The sequence below is a fragment of the Psychroserpens sp. Hel_I_66 genome (genome assembly GCF_000799465.1).
GTDB lineage: Bacteria > Bacteroidota > Bacteroidia > Flavobacteriales > Flavobacteriaceae > Psychroserpens.
In genome coordinates this window covers 3609681-3630078 of record NZ_JUGU01000001.1, presented here as the reverse complement: position 1 = coordinate 3630078, position 20398 = coordinate 3609681, and the positions used below count along the sequence as shown (strand labels likewise).

Genomic DNA, 20398 nt, shown 5'->3' with positions numbered 1-20398 from the left:
ATATGAAATTAATACTTTTTATTTTCTTTGGAATTTGCTTACTCCCATTGTCTGCTCAAAACTCTTTAGAGGATTTATTGAAGCAGCACAATAAAAATAGCGTGCCTTATATTACGGTTCAGGAATTGGCAATGCCAAAAACCGAAGCTGTTGTTTTAGATGCTCGTGAGTTTTCAGAATATAAAGTAAGTCATCTTAAAGACGCCCTATTTGTTGGGTACAATGACTTTAACATTGAAGAGACCCTTAAAAAAATAAAAGACAAAAACGAACCTATCGTCGTCTATTGCTCACTTGGCATACGATCTGAAACTATTGCGACTAAACTTAAAAATGAAGGTTACACCAATGTAAGCAACTTGTATGGTGGTATCTTTGAATGGAAAAACAATGATTTTGAAGTTTACAATTCCGAAGAACAAAAAACCGACAGCATTCACGCATTTTCGCAACACTGGAGCAAATACCTATTAAAGGGCACAAAAGTATACTAGAAAAATATGGGAATTTTATCCAATAATATTACAAATAGCGACCAAGATTTGATTGCGAACTTTCATTTTCCGAAGTCACAAAAAGCAATTATCATATTTACCAGAAATCCCGTATTGGGAAAATGCAAAACCCGTTTAGCCAAAACTATTGGAGACGAAGCTGCTTTAAAAGTTTACAAACATTTACTGCAACATACTGCTAACGTTGTTCAAAAAGTCAATGCAGACCGTTATGTGTTTTATTCTGAAAACATAAATACCAAAGATTTATGGACTGAAGATTCATTTAACAAAAAGCTCCAAACTGGCAATGATCTAGGTGAAAGAATGCATAATGCCTTTTTAGATTTATTACAATCTGGCTATAAAAAAGTCATCATTATTGGTAGTGATCTATTAGACTTAAATGAAAATGTGATTGAAGATGGTTTTGGCCTATTAGAAACTAATGACGTTGTTATTGGTCCTGCCATAGATGGAGGTTATTATCTTTTAGGCATGAAAGAATTGCATCCAGCCATTTTTAAAAACAAAGCTTGGGGAACCGAAACTGTAAGGGAAGATACTTTAGCAGATTTAAAGAACAACAATGTATCTTTGCTTAAACCGCTAAATGATATTGACACGTTTGACGACATGAAACATTACGACCAACTCAAACCACTATATAAAACACATGATTAAATTTATAAAAGAAACTACGGAATATCTGCAATCTAAAGGTTTTGAAAATCCTGAAATAGGCATTATTCTAGGCACAGGATTAGGACAATTAACAGAGAAAATAGAAGTGATTGAAGAAGTGAGCTACAATCACATCCCAAACTTCCCAACTGCAACAGTAGAATTTCATAAAGGAAAATTGATCTACGGAACGTTGTCTGGCAAGAAAGTTATTGTCATGCAAGGTCGTTTCCATATTTATGAAGGTTACTCGCTACAAGATGTGATCTATCCTGTTCGCGTCATGGAAAAATTAGGGATCAAAACCCTATTGGTGTCAAATGCCTCTGGAGCCATTAACTTAAATTTCAAAAAAGGAGAATTAATGCTCATTGATGATCACATTAATTTACAGGGCAGTTCTCCTCTAGCCTTTAAAGGGGTTGAAGCTTTAGGCGAACGTTTTACAGATATGAGTGCGCCATATAATCTTGACATCAACAAGAAATTTAAAGCAATCGCAAAAGAACATGGTATCCAATTACACGAAGGTGTTTATGCTAGCGTCGTTGGGCCACAGTTGGAAACAAGAGCAGAATATCGTATGCTCAAAATTATTGGAGCAGATGCAGTTGGCATGAGTACCGTACCAGAAATCATTGTTGCAAACCATCTTAATTTAAGAGCAGCTGCGATTTCTGTATTAACAGACGAATGTGATCCAGACAACTTAAAACCCGTAGATATTTCTGAAATTATTGAAATGGCTGGAAAAGCAGAACCAAACATGATTACATTATTTACTGAATTGATAAAAAACCTATAAACAATGAGCTATTTAGATGCTACTAACGATCTCTATAAAGAGGCTGCTTTAAAACCTGATGTTGGTTTATGCTGTACCACGAATCCTATCTGGGAATTACCTGGATTGAAGATTCCTAAAATCATGCAAGAAATGAACTATGGATGCGGAAGCACAGTTCACGCCAGAGATTTGAGCAATAATCCCAAAATGCTTTACGTGGGTGTTGGTGGTGGAATGGAATTGTTGCAGTTCTCATATTTTAATCGTCAAAAAGGAGGCGTAATTGGAGTTGATGTCGTTGATGAAATGTTAGAAGCATCACGCAAAAATTTTAAAATAGCCGAAACCCAAAACGACTGGTTCAAAAGTGAATTTGTAGAACTTAAAAAAGGGGATGCAATGCATCTTCCTGTGGAAGACAATAGTATTGACGTCGCTGCTCAAAATTGTTTATTTAATATTTTTAAAGCAGACGATTTAAAGAAAGCTATTAAAGAAATGTATCGGGTTTTAAAACCTCACGGTCGTTTAGTGATGAGTGATCCTACCTGTGAGCAACCTATGAATGAGACTTTGAGAAACGATGATCGGTTAAGAGCACTATGTCTTAGCGGAAGCCTACCCATTAAAGATTACGTCAAAGCACTCACAGATGAAGGTTTTGGTACTATTGAAATTAGAGCCAGAAAACCCTATAGAATCCTTGATCATAAAAATTATCCAACCGAAGAATTGATCTACATAGAATCTATTGAAGTTGCTGCCATTAAAGATCCAATGCCAAAAGATGGTCCCTGTGTTTTTACCGGTAAAGCAGCTATATATTATGGTGATGATGATTATTTTGATGATAATGCTGGACATATTTTAGTAAAAAATCAACCTCTAGCTATATGTGACAAAACAGCTAAAGCTTTACAAGCTTTAAATAGAAATGACATATATTTTAGTCCGTCAACGTTTCATTACGATGGTGGAGGATGTTGTTAGATTTAATTAACTATCAAAATCATAAATTCTGAGTTATTAAAATTTAAATTTTAAGATCCTTTTTTTGGGAGCTACCAATGGAAAAATACCTAGAGATCATAAAAAACTCCTATTCAGGTTATTGGAATTATCTCAAAAACGAGATCATATTCCCAAATAATTATGATAACTATTTCTATGCATTAATCATACTTTCAATAGCGGTTTGGTTATTGGAAATCATTTTCCCTTGGCGAAAAAACCAGTCTATTTTTAGAAAAGATTTCTGGTTGGATACCTTTTACATGTTCTTCAATTTTTTCCTTCTTAATTTACTCATATTCATCGCACTCTCCAATACAGCAGCTCAATTTTTCAATGATATTTTAGCAATTATTGGTTTACAAATTTCAAGTTTTCAACTCTTTGATGTTGATGATTTACCACGTTGGCTGGGACTATTCATATTTTTTATAATTAGTGATTTTGTACAGTGGAACACACATCGTTTATTACATCGTGTTCCCTTTTTATGGAATTTCCATAAAGTACATCACAGCGTTAAAGAAATGGGATTCGCTGCGCATTTACGCTACCATTGGATGGAGCCTGTGGTTTATAAAACATTACTCTATATTCCTATTGCTATAATTGGTGGTTTTGACGCCAAGGATGTTGCCAATGTTCATTTTTTTGCTATTGCCATTGGCCATCTCAATCATGCCAACTTGGGTTGGGATTATGGGAAATTGAAATACATTTTTAACAATCCAAAAATGCACATTTGGCACCACGCTAAAGAAATGCCAGAGCATGTTAGGTTTGGAGTTAACTACGGACTCACATTAAGTATTTGGGATTATCTCTTTAAAACGGATTATGTTCCGCAAAGCGGACGGGATATTGAGCTTGGCTTTGCTGGAGACGAGCATTTTCCGAAGGGATTTTTAAAACAAGAAATGTACCCAATCCAAACCAAAAGATAAAACTTATCGTACATATCAATAACAAATACAACTCAAAAATGAAATATTCAAAACATATTATTACCACCCTACTTTTAGTCTTTTTATATGGCTGCTTTTCAGCAAAGGGATTACCAATAAAAGAAGTTAAAGATGAACCAGCAACAGAAAAAACAACTTCTGAAACCTCAATGAATGAGAATGATAATGGTGATGACGACCTTGATTCAGAAACCGTAGAAGAGGATGTGCAAACAGACTCTGTAACGATGGATAATCCATTATTGGATCATTCTTCATGGGATCAATTACTAAAAAAATATGTTGCAGATAATGGTGATGTTGACTATAAAGGGTTTAAAAATGATAGCCAAAAATTAAACGAATACGTCAATTATCTAGCCTCACAGGTCCCAGAAAAAAGTTGGACAGTTGATGAGCAACTGGCTTATTTTATCAATGTCTATAATGCAAATACCATTAAATTGATCATTGATAACTATCCTTTAAAAAGCATCAAGGATATTAGCAACCCATGGTTAAAAAACCGATTGAAAATTGGTGATGAGGATTATTCTTTAGCAGATATTGAAAACGGAATCCTTAGAAAAATGAACGAACCAAAAATTCATTTTGCTATCAATTGCGCATCTATTTCTTGTCCAAAATTAATGAATACAGCTTATACTGCTGAGAACGTACAAGATTTAATGAAACAGGCAACTGAGGAGTTTATAAATAATTCTGAAAAGAATAAACTTTCTATAAATAGCCCGAAAATTTCTGAGATCTTTAAATGGTACAAAAGTGATTTTACCGAGAACGGTACCATAATCAACTATATTAACAAATATGCAAACACTAAAATTTCAGAAGGTGCAAAAATCAATTATATCGAGTATAATTGGGGTTTGAATGACCAAAAATAAGTACCGTATTTTTGTGTAGATAGATTTATGATAAGTATAGTCATTCCCATTTTAAACGAATCCGAAACGATTGGTAAGCTCATTACACATTTGCTTGAGAACTCTTCGTCTAAAAACGTTTCTCAAATTATTGTTGTAGATGGTGGTAGTACAGATGGATCACAAAATATATTAAACAAAATAATTACAAAAAACGCTGTTGAGTTTTCACCAAATCAGGATCTAAATGGTGATACTTTGGTAGTATCAAAACCACCAAAAACGAAAACACAAACTGCGATACGTTTAATTTCTTCGGAAAAAGGCAGAGCAAAACAGCTCAACAAAGGTGCAAAAAACGCTTTTGGCGACATTCTCTATTTCTTGCATGCCGATTCTTTTCCGCCTAAAAATTTTGATGCACTAATCATTTCCGAAGTAAAAAAAGGTAACAAAGCAGGCTGTTTTAGGATGCAATTTGATAGTAACCATTGGTGGTTACGATTGGCAAGTTGGCTCACACAATTCTCTTGGAGAGCTTGTCGTGGTGGTGACCAAAGCCAGTTTATTACACGTGACCTTTTTGATGAGATTGGTGGTTATGACGAAAATTATATCATCTATGAAGACAATATTCTAATCAACGAGCTTTTTGCGCGCAAGCAATTTGTGGTCATCAACAAAAAACTCAAAACCTCAGCAAGACTATATCGCAGACATGGCGTTTGGAAACTACAATATCACTTCTGGACGATTTATGTCAAAAAATGGTTTGGCGCTACTGCAGATGAGTTGTTGGCCTATTATAAGAAGCATATTTGTTGAATATAAAAGTCAAGAAGCTGTTTTAATTTATATTCATTTGATTATAGGTCTTATCATTCCTACCAGTTTCATCTGGATAAAATGACATTACAACATCACTTTGAAACACCTCTTTTGTTTCTAAATCTACTGCAGATAATTTCCCTTTAAATGCAGCTCCTGTATCAACATCCCAAACGTTAATGGCATGCATAGGCTTATCTTGATTAAAGTTGGTTGTTGGTGTATGACCAATATAAATTTCTTTGTAATGTTTTAATCGTTTGGGATACAACTCTGAGTTCTCTTCAATACGTTTATCCATCGTCAACGCCATTTCCCAAAGTGTACGATCAAAATAGAAGTTTTGAATGTTATGCTCGCTTTCTACGCCATGCATTGATGTAAACCCTGCATGAATAAATAATCGGTTTTGATCATCAATATGATACATATCCATCGCTTCAAAGAAGTTTAAATGTAATCTTTTCTGTTCTTTTGAGAAATTGCCATAACTTTCTATAGTGCCTTTACCACCATGTAATAGCCATACTTGATTGCCAATTCCAAATGACAGCCATTCTTCACACCAAACATCATGGTTTCCTTTAATGAATACGCAATTTATGGTTTTTGATAGTTCTATCAAGTATTTGATGACTTGAGCAGATTCACTCCAACCATCTACATAATCTCCTAAAAAAATGAGTTTATCTTCTTTAGTGATTTGAAGTTTTTCTAAAAGCTGTTTTAGGGCTTTTAATCCTCCGTGAATGTCTCCTATTGCGAATGTTCTCATGTGTATGTGTATTTAAATTACCATTAATTTGACTTTAAAAACCAAATTAATATTCGATATCTTTTACAAGCTAGATTAAATTTTTGCGGTATTGAATTTTTAAGTTTCCAATAGTTTTTCGAGTATCTATGAGAATGTAAAAAATTATTCTGTTTTATAAAAAGATTGGATTATTTTTTCCACTGGCTTATTTTGAGGTGTAAATTGATTGTCTTCTTTACCTCCTACCCTGTCATGTGCATGAAACCATTTCCATACAAAACCTCCCGCAAACCATTCTTCGTTCCAAAATTCGTCTAAAAGTGCTTCCGTCGCGTTAGATTGACCTTCAAAATTAAGGGATTGAATTTTGTGATCACTCTGCCAAGGTTCTTTCCCTGTATAATCCATACTGCGATAACCGTACTCTGTAAACAGAATTGGTTTTTTGTGCTCATCTGCAATGGCTTTAATAATTTTTTTATGCGACTGCCATCCTGCCTTGCAGTCTTCTACAGTTGGTGTTTTTTGATCACTTACCGGAAAATAGGCATCTATGCCTATATAATCCAACTCTCCCCAAAACGGTGTACGCTTAAACTCATCCCAATTGGCTGCATAGGTTAGTTTTCCTTTATATACCGTTTTAATTTTGCTGATCAAATCGTGCCAAAACTCTGGTCGCTGTTTTATGAAATTTTCTAGTTCTGTACCAATACATAAAATTTCTGCGTTGGTTTCTTGAGCTAATTCGGCATATTCTAAAATGAAGCTAGAATATGATTGTTCTAATTCTATCCATTTTTCATCATCAATCATTGTTATTTTACCAGTAAATTCTCCATTCCAAACCCAAATTTGAGGTTTGACCATGATTTTAATGTTCTTTTTTCTAAGTTCTTCAATGTATTGCTTTGCGCCTACCCTTGTTTCTCCAAACCATTGCCTGTCTGTATTATGGACGATTTCAGGATGATCTAAACTTTTTAAAAATCCAAATGGCATAATGGCTGCATAATTGGCACCAACATTTACAACGGGATTCGTGTGTGTTTCATCAACTACATCTCTTGAAGCTACAAAACTTACACCATTTATAGTTTCCGAAGGTAAACTTGACATGGCGCACCCATTAAACAATAGTACCATACAGAAGATTGAAAATATTCTCATACCTAGATTTATTTGTTTAAATTTAAACAAATTGCCTTGAGTTCATTAAGGTTTTTATAAAACCTTCGACAAAATTCAAATACTAATCAACATTTATGGAGCACATCGTCATTATTGGTAACGGAATTTCTGGCGTCACATTAGCTAGACAAATTAGAAAGCTCTCCGATAAAAAAATCACAATTATTTCTTCGGAAACTGAACACTTTTTCTCTCGTACTGCACTCATGTACATTTATATGGGACACATGACCTATGAACACACAAAGCCTTATGAAGATTGGTTTTGGGAGAAAAACAGAATTGAACTTCGAAATGCGTACGTTAAACATATCGATACGGAGTACAAAAATTTAAAACTTGCTGACGGTGGCAACTTGGGTTATGACAAACTCGTCATCGCTACTGGAAGTAAACCTAATAAATTTGGTTGGCCAGGTCAAGATCTTGATGGTGTACAAGGACTTTACAGCAAACAGGATGCAGATCAATTGGAAATTACTGCACCAAACAATAAAGTTTGCAAACGTGCTGTAATTGTTGGAGGTGGCTTGATTGGCATTGAACTTGCTGAAATGCTAAACTCTAGAAATATTCCCGTTACTTTTTTAGTAAGAGAATCTAGTTTTTGGGATGGTGTGTTGCCAGAAGTTGAGAGCCAAATGATCAATAGGCATATTAAAAATCACCATATCGATTTACGATTATCAAGCAATTTAAAGGAAATCAAAGGAGATGAAAATGGGCATGTAAAATCGGTTATCATTGAAGAAACTGGAGAAGAACTAGCTTGTGATCTCGTAGGTTTGACTGCAGGTGTGACCCCAAATATCAACTTTTTAAAAGGATCAAAAATAGAAACGGATAAAGGCGTAAAAGTCAATGCTTTTTTAGAAACAAATATCAAAGATGTATATGCCATTGGCGATTGTGCAGAGCAGCAAGAGCCTATTGGCAATCGCAGACCTATTGAAGCGGTTTGGTACACAGGTCGCATGATGGGAGAAACGCTTGCGCAAACTATCTGCGGAAATCGTCTCGCTTACAAACCAGGCCATTGGTTCAACTCAGCTAAATTTTTAGACATAGAATATCAAACCTATGGTTGGGTTTTTGGCAGAAAAGGAAGACCTGATTATGAACAACATTTTCATTGGAAACACGAGGACGATACCAAATGCATAACGATTGCCTATCATAAGCAAACCAATGAATTTTTAGGCATCAACACTTTTGGAATACGAATGAAACACGAGGTGTTTGACAAATGGCTTACAGAAAAACGGGATGTGGATTATGTAATGCAGCACCTAAAATCAGCAAATTTTGATCCTGAGTTTTATACGCATTATGAAAAGGAAATATTAGCAACTTATAAGAAAAATTTAGAACCTTCAACGTTTTAAAAATCTTTCCGCAGAAATAAAGAAATATATGAATTCACCAAAACCAAGCATGTCATTGACCAAACCAGAGGCGTTTGATCTTACATTAAAGCAGAGAATATCAACAGCCATTGGACTTATAGGTCTGTTTATTCTTGTTTTAGCAACGTGCAATGTCAACTTCCCCAATAAACCTGTTTTTTTAGCTCTATCACTAATTATGATTTCGGTTGGTGTGATTGTATTTGCCAATGATATGTATTTAGGAAAATTGGAAGGCATCAAAAATGATGGTGTGATGTTTAAATCTATTTCCTCTCGCGGACTGTGGGCATGGATTTCGGGAATTGCCTTTACAGGTTTTTATATTTTGTTGTATTTCAAAGCCGAGTGGCTGGGACTGGGAGTTGACGGTGCAGCAAACACAGGTTTGGTGGCGCTTTTTGATCCTTTAAGCAGATTACTAAATGGTGGTCAAGCAAGCCAATGGTTTGTTTATGGTACGCTCTATACTATTGCTATTTTAGCTTTTGGTTATAAGTTTTTATTAAAATATCGTCATAATCGCTATGAGCGTTTGCGTACGTTTTCAGTGATGTTTTTTCAACTGGCATTTGCGTTTTTGATTCCAGAGTTTATGGCTCGATTAAATTCAGACTCGTTTAGCTTACCATATTATGATCTTAAAAATATATGGCCTCTCAACTATTATAATTTTGAGCAATATCGTGTCAATTCAATGATTGAAGCTGGAGATATTGGTTTGGCACTCTTAATTTTTGGTATCCTATCCATTTTTGTCATCACACCAATTTTAACCTTTAAATATGGTAAACGCTGGTACTGCTCTTGGGTTTGCGGTTGTGGTGGTTTAGCAGAGACTGCTGGAGATTCATTTAGACATTTGAGTGATAAACGCCAAGTGGCATGGAAAATTGAACGTTGGGTGGTGCATAGCGTTGTAGTTTTTGTTACGTTAATGACAACTGCTGTTGTTTATTCTTATTTGGGAGATGACTCCAGTAAATACTGGCTTACTAAAAATACATTTCTAATGAGTGTCGCTGTTTTATTGACTGTAGTTTTCGCATTGGTCATGATTTTTAAACACGAGCAATTGGCTAAGGATGCAAAATATGGTGCGATTGGATACTTCGTGATCATTATGGTACTTATTGGTATGCATTATTTTAATGGTTCTAATTTATTTTTAGTCAAAGCAGAATCACTGCGTCAATTTTATGGCTTTTTAATTGGTGCTATTTTCTCTGGAGTAATTGGTACTGGCTTTTATCCTATCTTCGGAAATCGTGTGTGGTGCAGATTTGGTTGCCCAATGGCAGCAATTTTAGGTTTTCAACAACGTTTGTTTTCTCGTTTTAGAATTACAACAAATGGCGGACAATGCATCTCCTGCGGAAACTGCTCAACCTACTGCGAAATGGGAATCGATGTTCGTGCCTATGCTCAAAAAGGTGAAAATATTGTGCGCTCTAGTTGTGTTGGATGTGGCATTTGCTCTGCAGTTTGCCCAAGAGGAGTTCTAAAATTAGAAAATGATAACATGAAAGGTCGTATCAACTCAAACGACATCTTGTTAGGAAACGATGTGGATTTGATGGATTTGGTGAATCAGAAATAATATTCAGTATTCAATTTTCAGAAAAAAAAGAAAAACCAGATATTGCCTCTTGTTTGAAAATGAGAGGTAGGTCTTTGGCTTACACCTTCCGAAGTAAAAAAATTAATAGTGGAGCAAGTATGTATTCATTAAAAACAAACTAGCCTAAAAAACCTTAAATGACCAATATAAAAGTTATCATTCCTGCATATAATGAGGCAGATTCTATTGCTTTGGTGATAAAGGATATTCCTGATACAGTTAGCGAAGTTATTGTAATAAACAATAATTCTAATGACAATACAGAGGCTAACGCCAAACAGGCTGGAGCAACTGTGCTTAATGAAAATAAACGAGGTTACGGTTATGCGTGTTTAAAAGGGTTGGAGTACTTGGCACATTTAGAAACCTGCAAAAAACCAGATATCGTCGTTTTTCTTGATGGGGATTATAGTGATTACCCAAAAGAACTCACTAAATTGGTAGCACCAATACTTAATGATGATATTGATTTTGTCATAGGATCTCGTGACAAAGCATTGAGAGAAAAAGGATCGATGACGATTCCTCAAATCTTCGGAAATTGGCTTGCCACAACTTTAATGTCTATTTTATTTAATGCTCGCTTTACAGATTTAGGACCATTTAGAGCCATCAAATATGATAAGCTTTTAGAGTTAAAAATGGAAGACAAAACCTATGGCTGGACAGTTGAAATGCAGCTCAAGGTATTACGTAAAAAGTTAAATTATACCGAAGTGCCTGTAAACTACCGAAATAGAATAGGTGTCTCAAAAGTTTCAGGTACGCTAAAAGGTGCTATATTTGCAGGCGTAAAAATCTTAGGTTGGATTTTCAAATACAGTTTTAAAAATGATACTTGAAACGATTATAATCGTTGTTTACACCATTGCCATTTTGCTCATCTTCATGTATGCATTGGCACAACTCAATTTACTTTTCAATTATTTATCTTCAAAAAAAGCAGATAAAACCTGCGACACTTTTGATTTTGCAAATGAGAGCGAGGTACCATTAGTTACCATACAGCTTCCTGTTTTTAACGAAATGTATGTGATGGAGCGCTTACTTGATAATATTGCGCTACTAGAATACCCAAAACATAAACTCGAAATTCAAGTGTTGGATGACTCTACAGATGAGACCGTTGAGACTACACGATTACATATTGAACAATTAAAAACTACTGGGCTCGACATCAAACACATCACGAGAACAGACCGTAGCGGTTTTAAAGCTGGTGCGTTGAAAGAAGGATTAAAAGTAGCAAAGGGTGAATATATTGCGATTTTTGATGCTGATTTCCTTCCGAAGAAAAACTGGTTAAAACGTACGATTCCTTATTTTAAGGATGAAAAAATTGGTGTTGTGCAAACCCGTTGGGGACATATTAATAGAAATTACTCCATACTCACAAAAATCCAAGCGTTTGCACTTGATGCGCATTTTACTTTAGAGCAAGTTGGTCGTAACAGTAAAGGTCATTTCATAAATTTTAACGGTACTGCTGGTGTTTGGAGAAAAGAATGTATTCTAGATGCAGGAAACTGGGAAGGTGACACGCTTACGGAAGATTTGGATCTAAGCTACAGGGCACAACTTAAAAACTGGAAATTCAAATATTTGGAAGACGTAGAAACGCCTGCTGAGCTTCCCGTGGTTATTAGTGCTGCCCGTTCACAACAGTTTCGTTGGAATAAAGGAGGAGCAGAAAATTTTAGAAAAATGTTTGTTCGTGTTGTCAAATCTGATAATATATCTACCAAGACAAAAATTCATGGGTTGCTGCATTTACTTAACAGCACTATGTTTTTAAACGTCTTCATTGTTGCGGTTTTAAGTATTCCAATGCTTTACATCAAAAATGAATATGCACATTTGAGGTTTTACTTTTATTTTATGAGTTTCTTTGTGATGAGTACTATCATTTTCTTTGTTTGCTATTGGTTTATGTATAAGCAAATTTATGGGAGTGGCTTTAAAAAATTCTTTGGTTATATTGGCATGTTCTTTACGTTTTTCTCAATAGCTATGGGTTTTTCGCTACATAACTCAATTGCAGTTTTAGAAGGTCATGCTGGTAAAAGAAGTGATTTTGTTCGTACTCCAAAATTTAATATTAGCAGCTTAAAAGATTCTTGGAAAGGCAATAAATACTTAAGAAAAAAAGTATCACCTCACGTTATTTTAGAAGGGATACTTACACTCTATTTTGCTTTTGGCCTGTATAGCGCATTTGTAGTTGGAGATCAAGGTGGTGATTTTGGATTATTCCCTTTTCATCTCATGCTTTTTCTAGGCTTTGGCTACGTGTTCTTAAAATCTCTAACCTCTAAGATTTGACCGCATTTTGGAAACTTTACAAAGTTCCATTACTGCTTACTTTTGTTAGCCTATTTCTTTATTGGTTTTTTGCTTACGATTTAATTAGAACAGAATATTCTCAACTCATTCTACTCTACACTGCGTTATGGTTGGTGTTTATTTTATTACTTAAATTTGCCAAAGACAATCTCAAGTTCTTAACCGTAATTGCTTTTTTGAGTCGAGCTATTTTTATTTTAGCAATTCCTAATCTTTCACAGGATTTTTATAGATTTATTTGGGATGGACGCATGATATTAGAAGGACTGAACCCTTATCTCTATACTCCCGAATCATTTATAAAATCTGAAAATCTACCCATTGCACAAGCCCAGGAATTATATACTGGAATGGGCACTCTTAACGGGAGCCATTATACCAATTATCCACCAATAAACCAGCTTTGCTTCTTTTTCGCTGCTTTGTTTTCTGGACATAGTATTTTGGGATCTGCAATCATATTAAGGCTTCTCATCATTGCTGCAGATTTTGGTACTTTCTTCTTCGGAAAAAAGCTGCTCAAAAAACTCAATCTACCGGAAAAGAACATTTTTTGGTATTTATTAAATCCGTTTATAATTATAGAATTGACAGGTAATCTTCATTTTGAAGGTGTGATGATTTTCTTTTTAATCTGGAGTATTTATCTTTTACATATTGGCAAATGGAAATGGGCTGCTGTAGTTTTTGCATTGTCTATTTCTGTGAAGTTGATACCAATATTGTTTTTGCCATTGTTTTTCTATTATTTTAAAAAACCTATTATCATTTCTAGCAAAGTTGGGAAATCTCACAATAATGAGATTCTGAAACGAGTTCAGAATGACGATGATATTCAAATAATTTCATCTCAAAAAACAAGCATTCATTTTAAGAAATTAATAGCCTTTTATGCTATTATAGGTATTGTAACTGCATTACTATTCGCTCCTTTTTTCTCTTCTCAATTTATAAATAACTATTCCCAAACGGTTGCGCTGTGGTTCAATAATTTTGAGTTTAACGCGAGTATTTATTATTTGGCTCGCGAGATTGGATACTGGTTTAGAGGTTATAATGAAATTGCTGTAATTGGGAAAATATTACCTGTTTTGGTGTTTCTATTTGTAATGGGATTGGCATTTTTCCGAAGAAAAAAAGATTCTCAATTATTGATTAGACATATGCTTTTTGCGTTTGCCATTTATCTGTTTTTGAGTACTACAGTTCATCCTTGGTATGTTGCGACGCTATTGGCACTGGGCATGTTTACTAATTATAAATTCCCATTGGTTTGGAGTTTTATGATTATTTTGAGCTATTTGGCATATCTCAACCTTAATAAAGCAGACAAATTTGAAAATCTTTGGATTATTGCCTTAGAGTATATCGTTGTATATGGTGTATTGATTTGGGAAGTGTTATTTATGAGACGATTTCCGAAGAAAAAAGGAAATGAAAAAGCCAACTCTATTGAGTTGGCCAAATCATAAATACTATTTTAAACTACAGTTTTTTTAGGGAAACTATTGTGTAAATTTCAATTTCATCTTCGTAACCATCTTCGTCTTTTTCAACTTCTGTGGTTGTAGAATATGTGACCGAAAATTTTGTGCCGATTAACTTATCTGAGTTAAGATCAAAAGTTTTTAAAAGGGATTCATCTATATTTTGTAATGTCATTGTATACTCGTCACCTTCTTCAGAAACCTCGATAAAATTATAACCGTAGTCTTCATGACCATCAAAAGTACCTACAAAAGTTGTGGTATCTTGAACTGGTTTTGATGACGTTAACACGAATAAAGACAAACTTAATAAGCTTGCTAATAGAATTGTTTTTGTTTTCATTTTGATAAAATTTTAAGCGTGAAAATTGATTTTATTTTCTTCGGAAATTTGCCACTACAAGTCCGAGAGCGCTTTTAGTAATTTCATTGTAATGAATTACACGTGGAATATTCTATATACGTTTTTAAACAGCGTTTAGATTAAACAATTTTAAAATAAACATCACATCTATTAGTTTTTGATTTATTAGTTATGATTCTAACTAATCATCGTCATCCTCGTCAAATTCTTCATCATCTGCTGGTTCTAAATCTGGGTCTCGAACTGCATCTGGATCATCATTTTCAAAATCCTCATAATCGTCTTCGTCATAATTTTCCATCGTAACCTCGAGCTTGGTACTTACTTTTACTAAGTATTTAGTATCTTCTGTAGTTACTTCAACAGCTTCAACAATTTCATTGTTAGCGTTTTTGAAAGAGATTATTTGTTCATCATCATATCCATCGGGATATTTTTCTACTAATAATGACAGAATTTCTGGTGTCAATTTTTTAAAATCAACGATAACTCGTTTTAAGTTTGCGTCTCTATTTTTCATTTTTTATATAATAATTGGAGCTAATTTATGATAAATATACTATTTATTCTTTTACTCGTATAACGTCATAAACATCTTTTCTTCTATCCTTTAAATTTTTAACTGCTCCAAAAGAATGAAGCTCTCTTAAAAGACTAATATCGACATCTGCGACTAAAATCATTTCTGTATTTGTTGTTGCTTCTGCTTTTATTCCATTACTTGGAAAAGAGAAATCACATGGTGTGAAAACAGCCGACTGTGCATATTGAATATCCATATTATTCACATTTGGCAAATTACCAACACTACCAGCAATAGCTACATAACATTCGTTTTCTATAGCACGCGCTTGTGCGCACAAACGTACACGTGAATACCCGTTTTGCGTATCTGTTAAAAATGGTATGAAAAGTATGTCCATACCTTCATCAGATAATAATCTGGAAAGTTCAGGAAATTCAGAATCATAACATATCAATATACCTATTTTACCTGCATCGGTTTCAAAAGTTTGTAACTTATGTCCTCTTTGCATTCCCCAAACCTTTGCTTCATCTGGTGTGACATGGATTTTCTCATAACGTTCTAAACTCCCATCTCTACGACATAAATAACCTACATTAAATAATTTATCCTCAATTAATTCTGGCATACTACCAGTAATAATATTGATATTGTAGGAGATGGATAATTGCTGCATTTTCTCAACAATTACTTTGGTGTATTTCGCTAATTCCCTAATGGCATCTGGCTCATGCATATGATTGAACTTCGCCATTAACGGAGCATTAAAAAACTCAGGAAACAGTGCAAAGTCAGATCTATAAGCTGCAACGCTGTCAACAAAGTATTCTACTTGCTGCATAAGCTCTTCCAAGCTATTATAGGTTCTCATTTGCCATTGGATCAAACCTAATCTTACGATAGTTTTAACCGTGCTCGCTTTTCTACTTTTTTTAGTGTAATAGATATTATCCCATTCCATTAAAACCGCATACTCATTAGATGCGGTATCACCTTGTAAGTATCCCTTGATTATACGTAAAGGATGAAAATCATTAGAAATTTGAAAATTTAAAACTGGATCATGGATTTCCTTACGCTTTACTTTTTCAATGTACTCTTTAGGTGTAAATTCACTTTGAAATTTATGGTAATTTGGCATTCTTCCGCCAAAGACTATTCCTTTAAGATTGAGCTCTTCACAGAGTTCTTTGCGGTAATCGTACAAACGTCGTCCTAATCGTAAACCTCTATATTCTGGTTTGATGAATACATCAATTCCGTAGAGAACATCTCCATTTGGATCGTGATTTTTAAATTTATCACCTTCAACAATATCTGCATATGTGTGGTTGTCTTCAATTTTCCCGTAGTCTACGACCAAAGATAACGCACAACCTGCAATGTTACCATCAATTTTTATAACGACCTGACCTTTAGGGAATATGGTCGTTAATTGTTGGATATGCTGCTTTTTCCAATAGGAATTTAATACACCTCCATAAGATTCTAAGGTTGCTGATTTTAATTCCTCATAATCATCAACTGTTAGGTATTGTAATTCTATATTTTCAATTTTTTGTTCTTCCATTACATGTCTAATAGGTAAGCAAAAATTAAAGGAGCAACGATTGTTGCATCACTTTCAATAATAAATTTTGGGGTATTGATATCGAGTTTTCCCCAAGTAATTTTTTCATTTGGTACTGCTCCAGAATAGGATCCATAACTTGTTGTAGAATCACTGATTTGGCAAAAATAACTCCAAAATGGTGTGTCTGTTCGCTCCATATCTTGATATAGCATTGGCACTACACAAATAGGAAAATCACCAGCGATACCTCCTCCAATTTGGAAGAAACCGATACCTTTCTCAGAATTATCTGTGTACCAATCTGCTAAGAAAGTCATGTATTCAATACCAGATTTCATTGTGCTAGCTTTCAATTCTCCCTTAAGAACATAGCTTGCAAAGATATTACCCATTGTGCTATCTTCCCAACCTGGACAAACTATTGGCAGGTTTTTCTCTGCAGCAGCATACATCCAAGAATCTTTTAAATCTATTTCATAATGCTCTTCCAAAACTCCAGAAAGCAATAATTTGTACATATACTCGTGTGGTAAATAACGTTCGCCTTTAGCTTCGGCATCCTTCCATATTTTGAAGATGTGTTCTTGAATTCTTCGGAAAGCTTCTTCCTCAGGAATACATGTATCTGTTACACGGTTTAATCCTTTCTCCAGCAAATCCCACTCTTCTTGAGGTGTCAAATCACGATAATTTGGTACGCGCTTATAATGTGAATGCGCAACTAAATTCATGATATCCTCCTCAAGGTTCGCCCCTGTACAAGAGACAATATGAACTTTATCTTGACGAATCATTTCTGCAAAGATCTTTCCTAATTCCGCAGTACTCATAGCGCCCGCAAGTGACACTAGCATTTTTGCCCCAGAATTTAATTGATCTTCATACCCTTTGGCTGCATCAACCAAAGCTGCTGCATTAAAGTGTAAATAATACTTTTCTATAAATTTTGAAATCTCTCCTTTATTCTTTGTCATCGTCGTCGTTAAATTTTGAAATCTTGTTCGGACTTCCTTTTGATTCATTAAAATTATTCTCGTAATCGTCTCCCACTTCTTGGTTTAAAAACTTATAGGTTAACATTTTATAGTATAACTTAGCAGCTAGAAAGTCGGAAGATTTTTCTTTAGGATTTGGACAAAGTTCAACTATGTCAAAACCAACCACATTTTTCTCTTCAAAAACCTGGCGTAAAAACTCAATCGTTTCGTACCAAAGCAAACCTCCTGGCTCTGGAGTTCCTGTTGATGGCATAATTGAAGGATCAAAAGCATCTAGATCAAAAGTAATATATACATTATCTGTCATTTGATCAATTGCAGAATCCATCCAAGCATCATCTACTGCCATTTCGTGAGCAAAGTATGTTTTTTCTTGATCCATTACGGTTGTTTCCATAACATCCATACTACGAATTCCAACTTGGATTAAATTTGTAGTCTGACTTGCTTCATATACTGCACAGGCGTGATTGCATTTACTGCCTTGATATTCTTTACGCAAGTCTGCGTGCGCATCAATTTGTAAAACTGTAAGGTCATCGAAACACTCGTTAAATGCTCTTATACTACCTATAGAAATTGAATGTTCACCACCAAAAGTCGTTACAAACTTATTACGTTTGATATATTTTTTTGTGATTTTATGAACTTCATCTACCATACTTTCTGGTGATGCATTTTCTGTAATCGCGTCTGCTAAAAAAACACCTTGTTTATATACTTCGGTTTCGGTTTCGATATCATAAAGTTCCATGTTTTCCGAAGCATTCAAAAATGCGTCTGGACCTTTATCTGATCCTTTTTGCCATGTACTTGTACCATCATAAGGTACTGGAATTAAGACAATTTTAGAATTGTCTAGTTTAGCATATTGCTCTTCGATTCCTGCGTAAGTTTTATTATCCATTATAACCTAAAATTTTAAGTAAGTCTTCACTTTTTTGTTGTTCACTAAATAGCTTTGTGGTGATGTTTCCTTCATCATCCTTGTTTATTAATATATGTTTTGGTGACGGGATCAGGCAATGCTGTAAGCCTCCAAATCCTCCAATTGTTTCTTGATAAGCACCTGTGTTAAAAAAACCAATATATAAAGGTTTATCCTTATTGTATTTTGGTAGATAAATAGCGTTCATATGCTGTTCGCTATTGTAATAATCATCACTATCACAAGTTAGCCCTCCTAAGAGTACACGCTCATAACTATCATACCAACGGTTTATTGGCAACATTATAAAACGTTTGTTTATAGCCCAAGTATCTGGTAACGTTGTGATGAAAGATGAATTGATCATATTCCATTTTTCACGATCGTTTTGTTGTTTTTGGTACAATACCTCATAAATTGCTCCACCGCTTTCACCTACTGTAAAACTTCCAAATTCGGTAAAAATGTTTGGTACAGCGACATCTTCATTTTCGCAAACGGTCTTAATTTGATTGACGATTTCGTCAACCATATATTCGTAATCGAAATCGTAAGCTAAAGAATTTTTAATAGGAAATCCTCCACCAATATTAAGACTATCCAAACTAGGACAAATCTTTTTTAAACTCGTGTATACCTTTAAACACTTATTGAGTTCGTTCCAATAGTAGGCGTTGTCCCTTATACCGGTATTTATAAAAAAGTGCAGCATTTTGAGCTTTACTTTTTTATTTTTCTGAATTTGGCTTTTATAAAATGGTACAATATTCTTGTAACCAATGCCAAGTCGCGAGGTATAGAACTCAAATTTTGGCTCTTCTTCCGAAGCTATTCTAATACCAACATTGAATTTTCCTTCTATTTCTTCGGAAAGCAAATCGATCTCCTCATAATTATCAATAATTGGTATTGCGTTTTTATGACCGCTATTGATCAATCTCGCAATATTGGTAACGTACTGTGCGCGCTTAAAACCATTGCTAATAACAAATGTATCGTTTGTTATTTTGCCTTCTGCTTTTAACTTCTCCACAATATCAATATCAAAAGCTGAAGATGTTTCTATATGGATATCATTTTTTAAAGCCTCGTCTAAAACGTGCTTAAAATGTGAGCTCTTTGTACAGTAACAGTAATTGTACTTACCCTTGTAATTGTTTTTTTCAATCGCATCTGCAAACCATTTCTTTGCACGATTGATATTATTTGATATCTGCGGTAAGTAGGTGAACTTTAAAGGAACTCCATATTCTTCTACCAATCCCATAAGGTTGATGTCGTGAAACTCCAATGTTCTATTTTCAAGTTTGAATTCTTCTTGTGGAAAATCAAAGGTTTGATCTACCAAATCAATATATTTTGTGTTCATTATAATTTTTTAAAGACTTAAAGATATAAACTGAAAATGACAATCAGTATTAAGATAGTATTAAATTAAAAAATTATCATACTTGAATTTGAGAATGGGTAGTAGGTATGAATCCAAACAAATGTTGACTCATAACAATGTAGTTGGCGGAAGTAAGCTCTAAAATTCGGTTGCTTAATCTATAAGCAGCTCTTGAATAT

Annotated in this window: 20 protein-coding genes; 12 read left to right on the top strand and 8 right to left on the bottom strand. The window is 34.4% G+C overall.

Annotation, left to right across the window (positions count from 1 at the left end):
• The first annotated feature begins 2 nt into the window (after window positions 1-2).
• The 7 genes from GQ40_RS16115 to GQ40_RS16085 all read left to right on the top strand — a co-directional run bounded on the left by GQ40_RS16115 (window position 3) and on the right by GQ40_RS16085 (window position 5632).
• Window positions 3-494, top strand: a complete 492-nt coding sequence (locus tag GQ40_RS16115; RefSeq protein WP_047550762.1) for a rhodanese-like domain-containing protein — start codon at window positions 3-5, stop codon at window positions 492-494.
• Window positions 495-500: 6 nt separating this feature from the next.
• Window positions 501-1178 carry a TIGR04282 family arsenosugar biosynthesis glycosyltransferase gene (locus GQ40_RS16110; protein WP_047550759.1) on the top strand — a complete coding sequence of 226 codons (678 nt, stop codon included), beginning with the start codon at window positions 501-503 and terminating at the stop codon, window positions 1176-1178.
• A complete protein-coding gene (locus GQ40_RS16105) occupies window positions 1171-1983 on the top strand; it encodes a purine-nucleoside phosphorylase (protein WP_047550756.1) in 813 nt (270 codons plus the stop codon). The genes GQ40_RS16110 and GQ40_RS16105 overlap by 8 nt, the downstream gene beginning before the upstream one ends.
• Before the next feature lie 3 nt (window positions 1984-1986).
• Window positions 1987-2955, top strand: a complete 969-nt coding sequence (gene arsM, locus GQ40_RS16100) for an arsenosugar biosynthesis arsenite methyltransferase ArsM (protein WP_047550753.1) — start codon at window positions 1987-1989, stop codon at window positions 2953-2955.
• Between the two features lie 77 nt (window positions 2956-3032).
• On the top strand, window positions 3033-3920 hold the full coding sequence (locus GQ40_RS16095; protein WP_047550750.1) for a sterol desaturase family protein: 888 nt from the start codon (window positions 3033-3035) through the stop codon (window positions 3918-3920).
• A gap of 38 nt (window positions 3921-3958) precedes the next feature.
• On the top strand, window positions 3959-4828 hold the full coding sequence (locus GQ40_RS16090; protein WP_231565594.1) for a DUF547 domain-containing protein: 870 nt from the start codon (window positions 3959-3961) through the stop codon (window positions 4826-4828).
• 27 nt (window positions 4829-4855) lie between these two features.
• Window positions 4856-5632 carry a TIGR04283 family arsenosugar biosynthesis glycosyltransferase gene (locus GQ40_RS16085; RefSeq protein ID WP_047550747.1) on the top strand — a complete coding sequence of 259 codons (777 nt, stop codon included), beginning with the start codon at window positions 4856-4858 and terminating at the stop codon, window positions 5630-5632.
• A gap of 22 nt (window positions 5633-5654) precedes the next feature.
• Here the strand turns inward: GQ40_RS16085 and GQ40_RS16080 are convergent, their stop codons facing one another.
• Both GQ40_RS16080 and GQ40_RS16075 read right to left on the bottom strand, forming a co-directional pair.
• Window positions 5655-6410, bottom strand: coding sequence for a metallophosphoesterase family protein (locus tag GQ40_RS16080; RefSeq protein ID WP_047550744.1), 756 nt, complete (start codon window positions 6408-6410; stop codon window positions 5655-5657).
• Window positions 6411-6554: 144 nt separating this feature from the next.
• Entirely contained in the window at window positions 6555-7562 is a 1008-nt protein-coding gene (locus GQ40_RS16075; RefSeq protein WP_047550741.1) for a glycoside hydrolase family 113, read from the bottom strand.
• A gap of 95 nt (window positions 7563-7657) precedes the next feature.
• Between GQ40_RS16075 and GQ40_RS16070 the strand changes: the two genes are divergently transcribed.
• The 5 genes from GQ40_RS16070 to GQ40_RS16050 all read left to right on the top strand — a co-directional run bounded on the left by GQ40_RS16070 (window position 7658) and on the right by GQ40_RS16050 (window position 14425).
• Complete coding sequence (locus GQ40_RS16070; protein WP_047550738.1) at window positions 7658-8968, top strand: NAD(P)/FAD-dependent oxidoreductase; 1311 nt, start codon at window positions 7658-7660, stop codon at window positions 8966-8968.
• A 28-nt stretch (window positions 8969-8996) separates the two neighbouring features.
• Window positions 8997-10589, top strand: coding sequence for a 4Fe-4S binding protein (locus GQ40_RS16065; protein ID WP_047550735.1), 1593 nt, complete (start codon window positions 8997-8999; stop codon window positions 10587-10589).
• Between the two features lie 158 nt (window positions 10590-10747).
• A complete protein-coding gene (locus GQ40_RS16060) occupies window positions 10748-11452 on the top strand; it encodes a glycosyltransferase family 2 protein (protein ID WP_047550732.1) in 705 nt (234 codons plus the stop codon).
• Window positions 11442-12932: a cellulose synthase family protein gene (locus GQ40_RS16055; RefSeq protein ID WP_047550729.1), complete on the top strand. Its 1491-nt coding sequence runs from the start codon at window positions 11442-11444 to the stop codon at window positions 12930-12932. Before GQ40_RS16060 ends, GQ40_RS16055 begins: the two co-directional genes overlap by 11 nt.
• A complete protein-coding gene (locus tag GQ40_RS16050) occupies window positions 12929-14425 on the top strand; it encodes a hypothetical protein (RefSeq protein ID WP_047550726.1) in 1497 nt (498 codons plus the stop codon). The genes GQ40_RS16055 and GQ40_RS16050 overlap by 4 nt, the downstream gene beginning before the upstream one ends.
• A gap of 13 nt (window positions 14426-14438) precedes the next feature.
• Here GQ40_RS16050 and GQ40_RS16045 read toward each other — a convergent pair whose 3' ends face one another.
• From GQ40_RS16045 to GQ40_RS16020, 6 genes are all read right to left on the bottom strand, one after another.
• Window positions 14439-14783 (bottom strand): hypothetical protein, encoded by a 345-nt coding sequence (locus GQ40_RS16045; protein ID WP_047550723.1) that lies wholly within the window; start codon window positions 14781-14783, stop codon window positions 14439-14441.
• 202 nt (window positions 14784-14985) lie between these two features.
• Window positions 14986-15324: a hypothetical protein gene (locus GQ40_RS16040; RefSeq protein ID WP_047550720.1), complete on the bottom strand. Its 339-nt coding sequence runs from the start codon at window positions 15322-15324 to the stop codon at window positions 14986-14988.
• A gap of 43 nt (window positions 15325-15367) precedes the next feature.
• Window positions 15368-16900 (bottom strand): carbon-nitrogen hydrolase family protein, encoded by a 1533-nt coding sequence (locus GQ40_RS16035; protein ID WP_047550717.1) that lies wholly within the window; start codon window positions 16898-16900, stop codon window positions 15368-15370.
• A complete protein-coding gene (locus GQ40_RS16030; RefSeq protein ID WP_047550714.1) occupies window positions 16900-17877 on the bottom strand; it encodes a deoxyhypusine synthase family protein in 978 nt (325 codons plus the stop codon). The genes GQ40_RS16035 and GQ40_RS16030 overlap by 1 nt, the downstream gene beginning before the upstream one ends.
• Window positions 17864-18808, bottom strand: coding sequence for an agmatinase (gene speB, locus GQ40_RS16025; protein WP_047550711.1), 945 nt, complete (start codon window positions 18806-18808; stop codon window positions 17864-17866). Before speB ends, GQ40_RS16030 begins: the two co-directional genes overlap by 14 nt.
• Complete coding sequence (locus tag GQ40_RS16020; protein WP_047550708.1) at window positions 18801-20198, bottom strand: arginine decarboxylase; 1398 nt, start codon at window positions 20196-20198, stop codon at window positions 18801-18803. The genes speB and GQ40_RS16020 overlap by 8 nt, the downstream gene beginning before the upstream one ends.
• Between the last annotated feature and the right edge of the window lie 200 nt (window positions 20199-20398).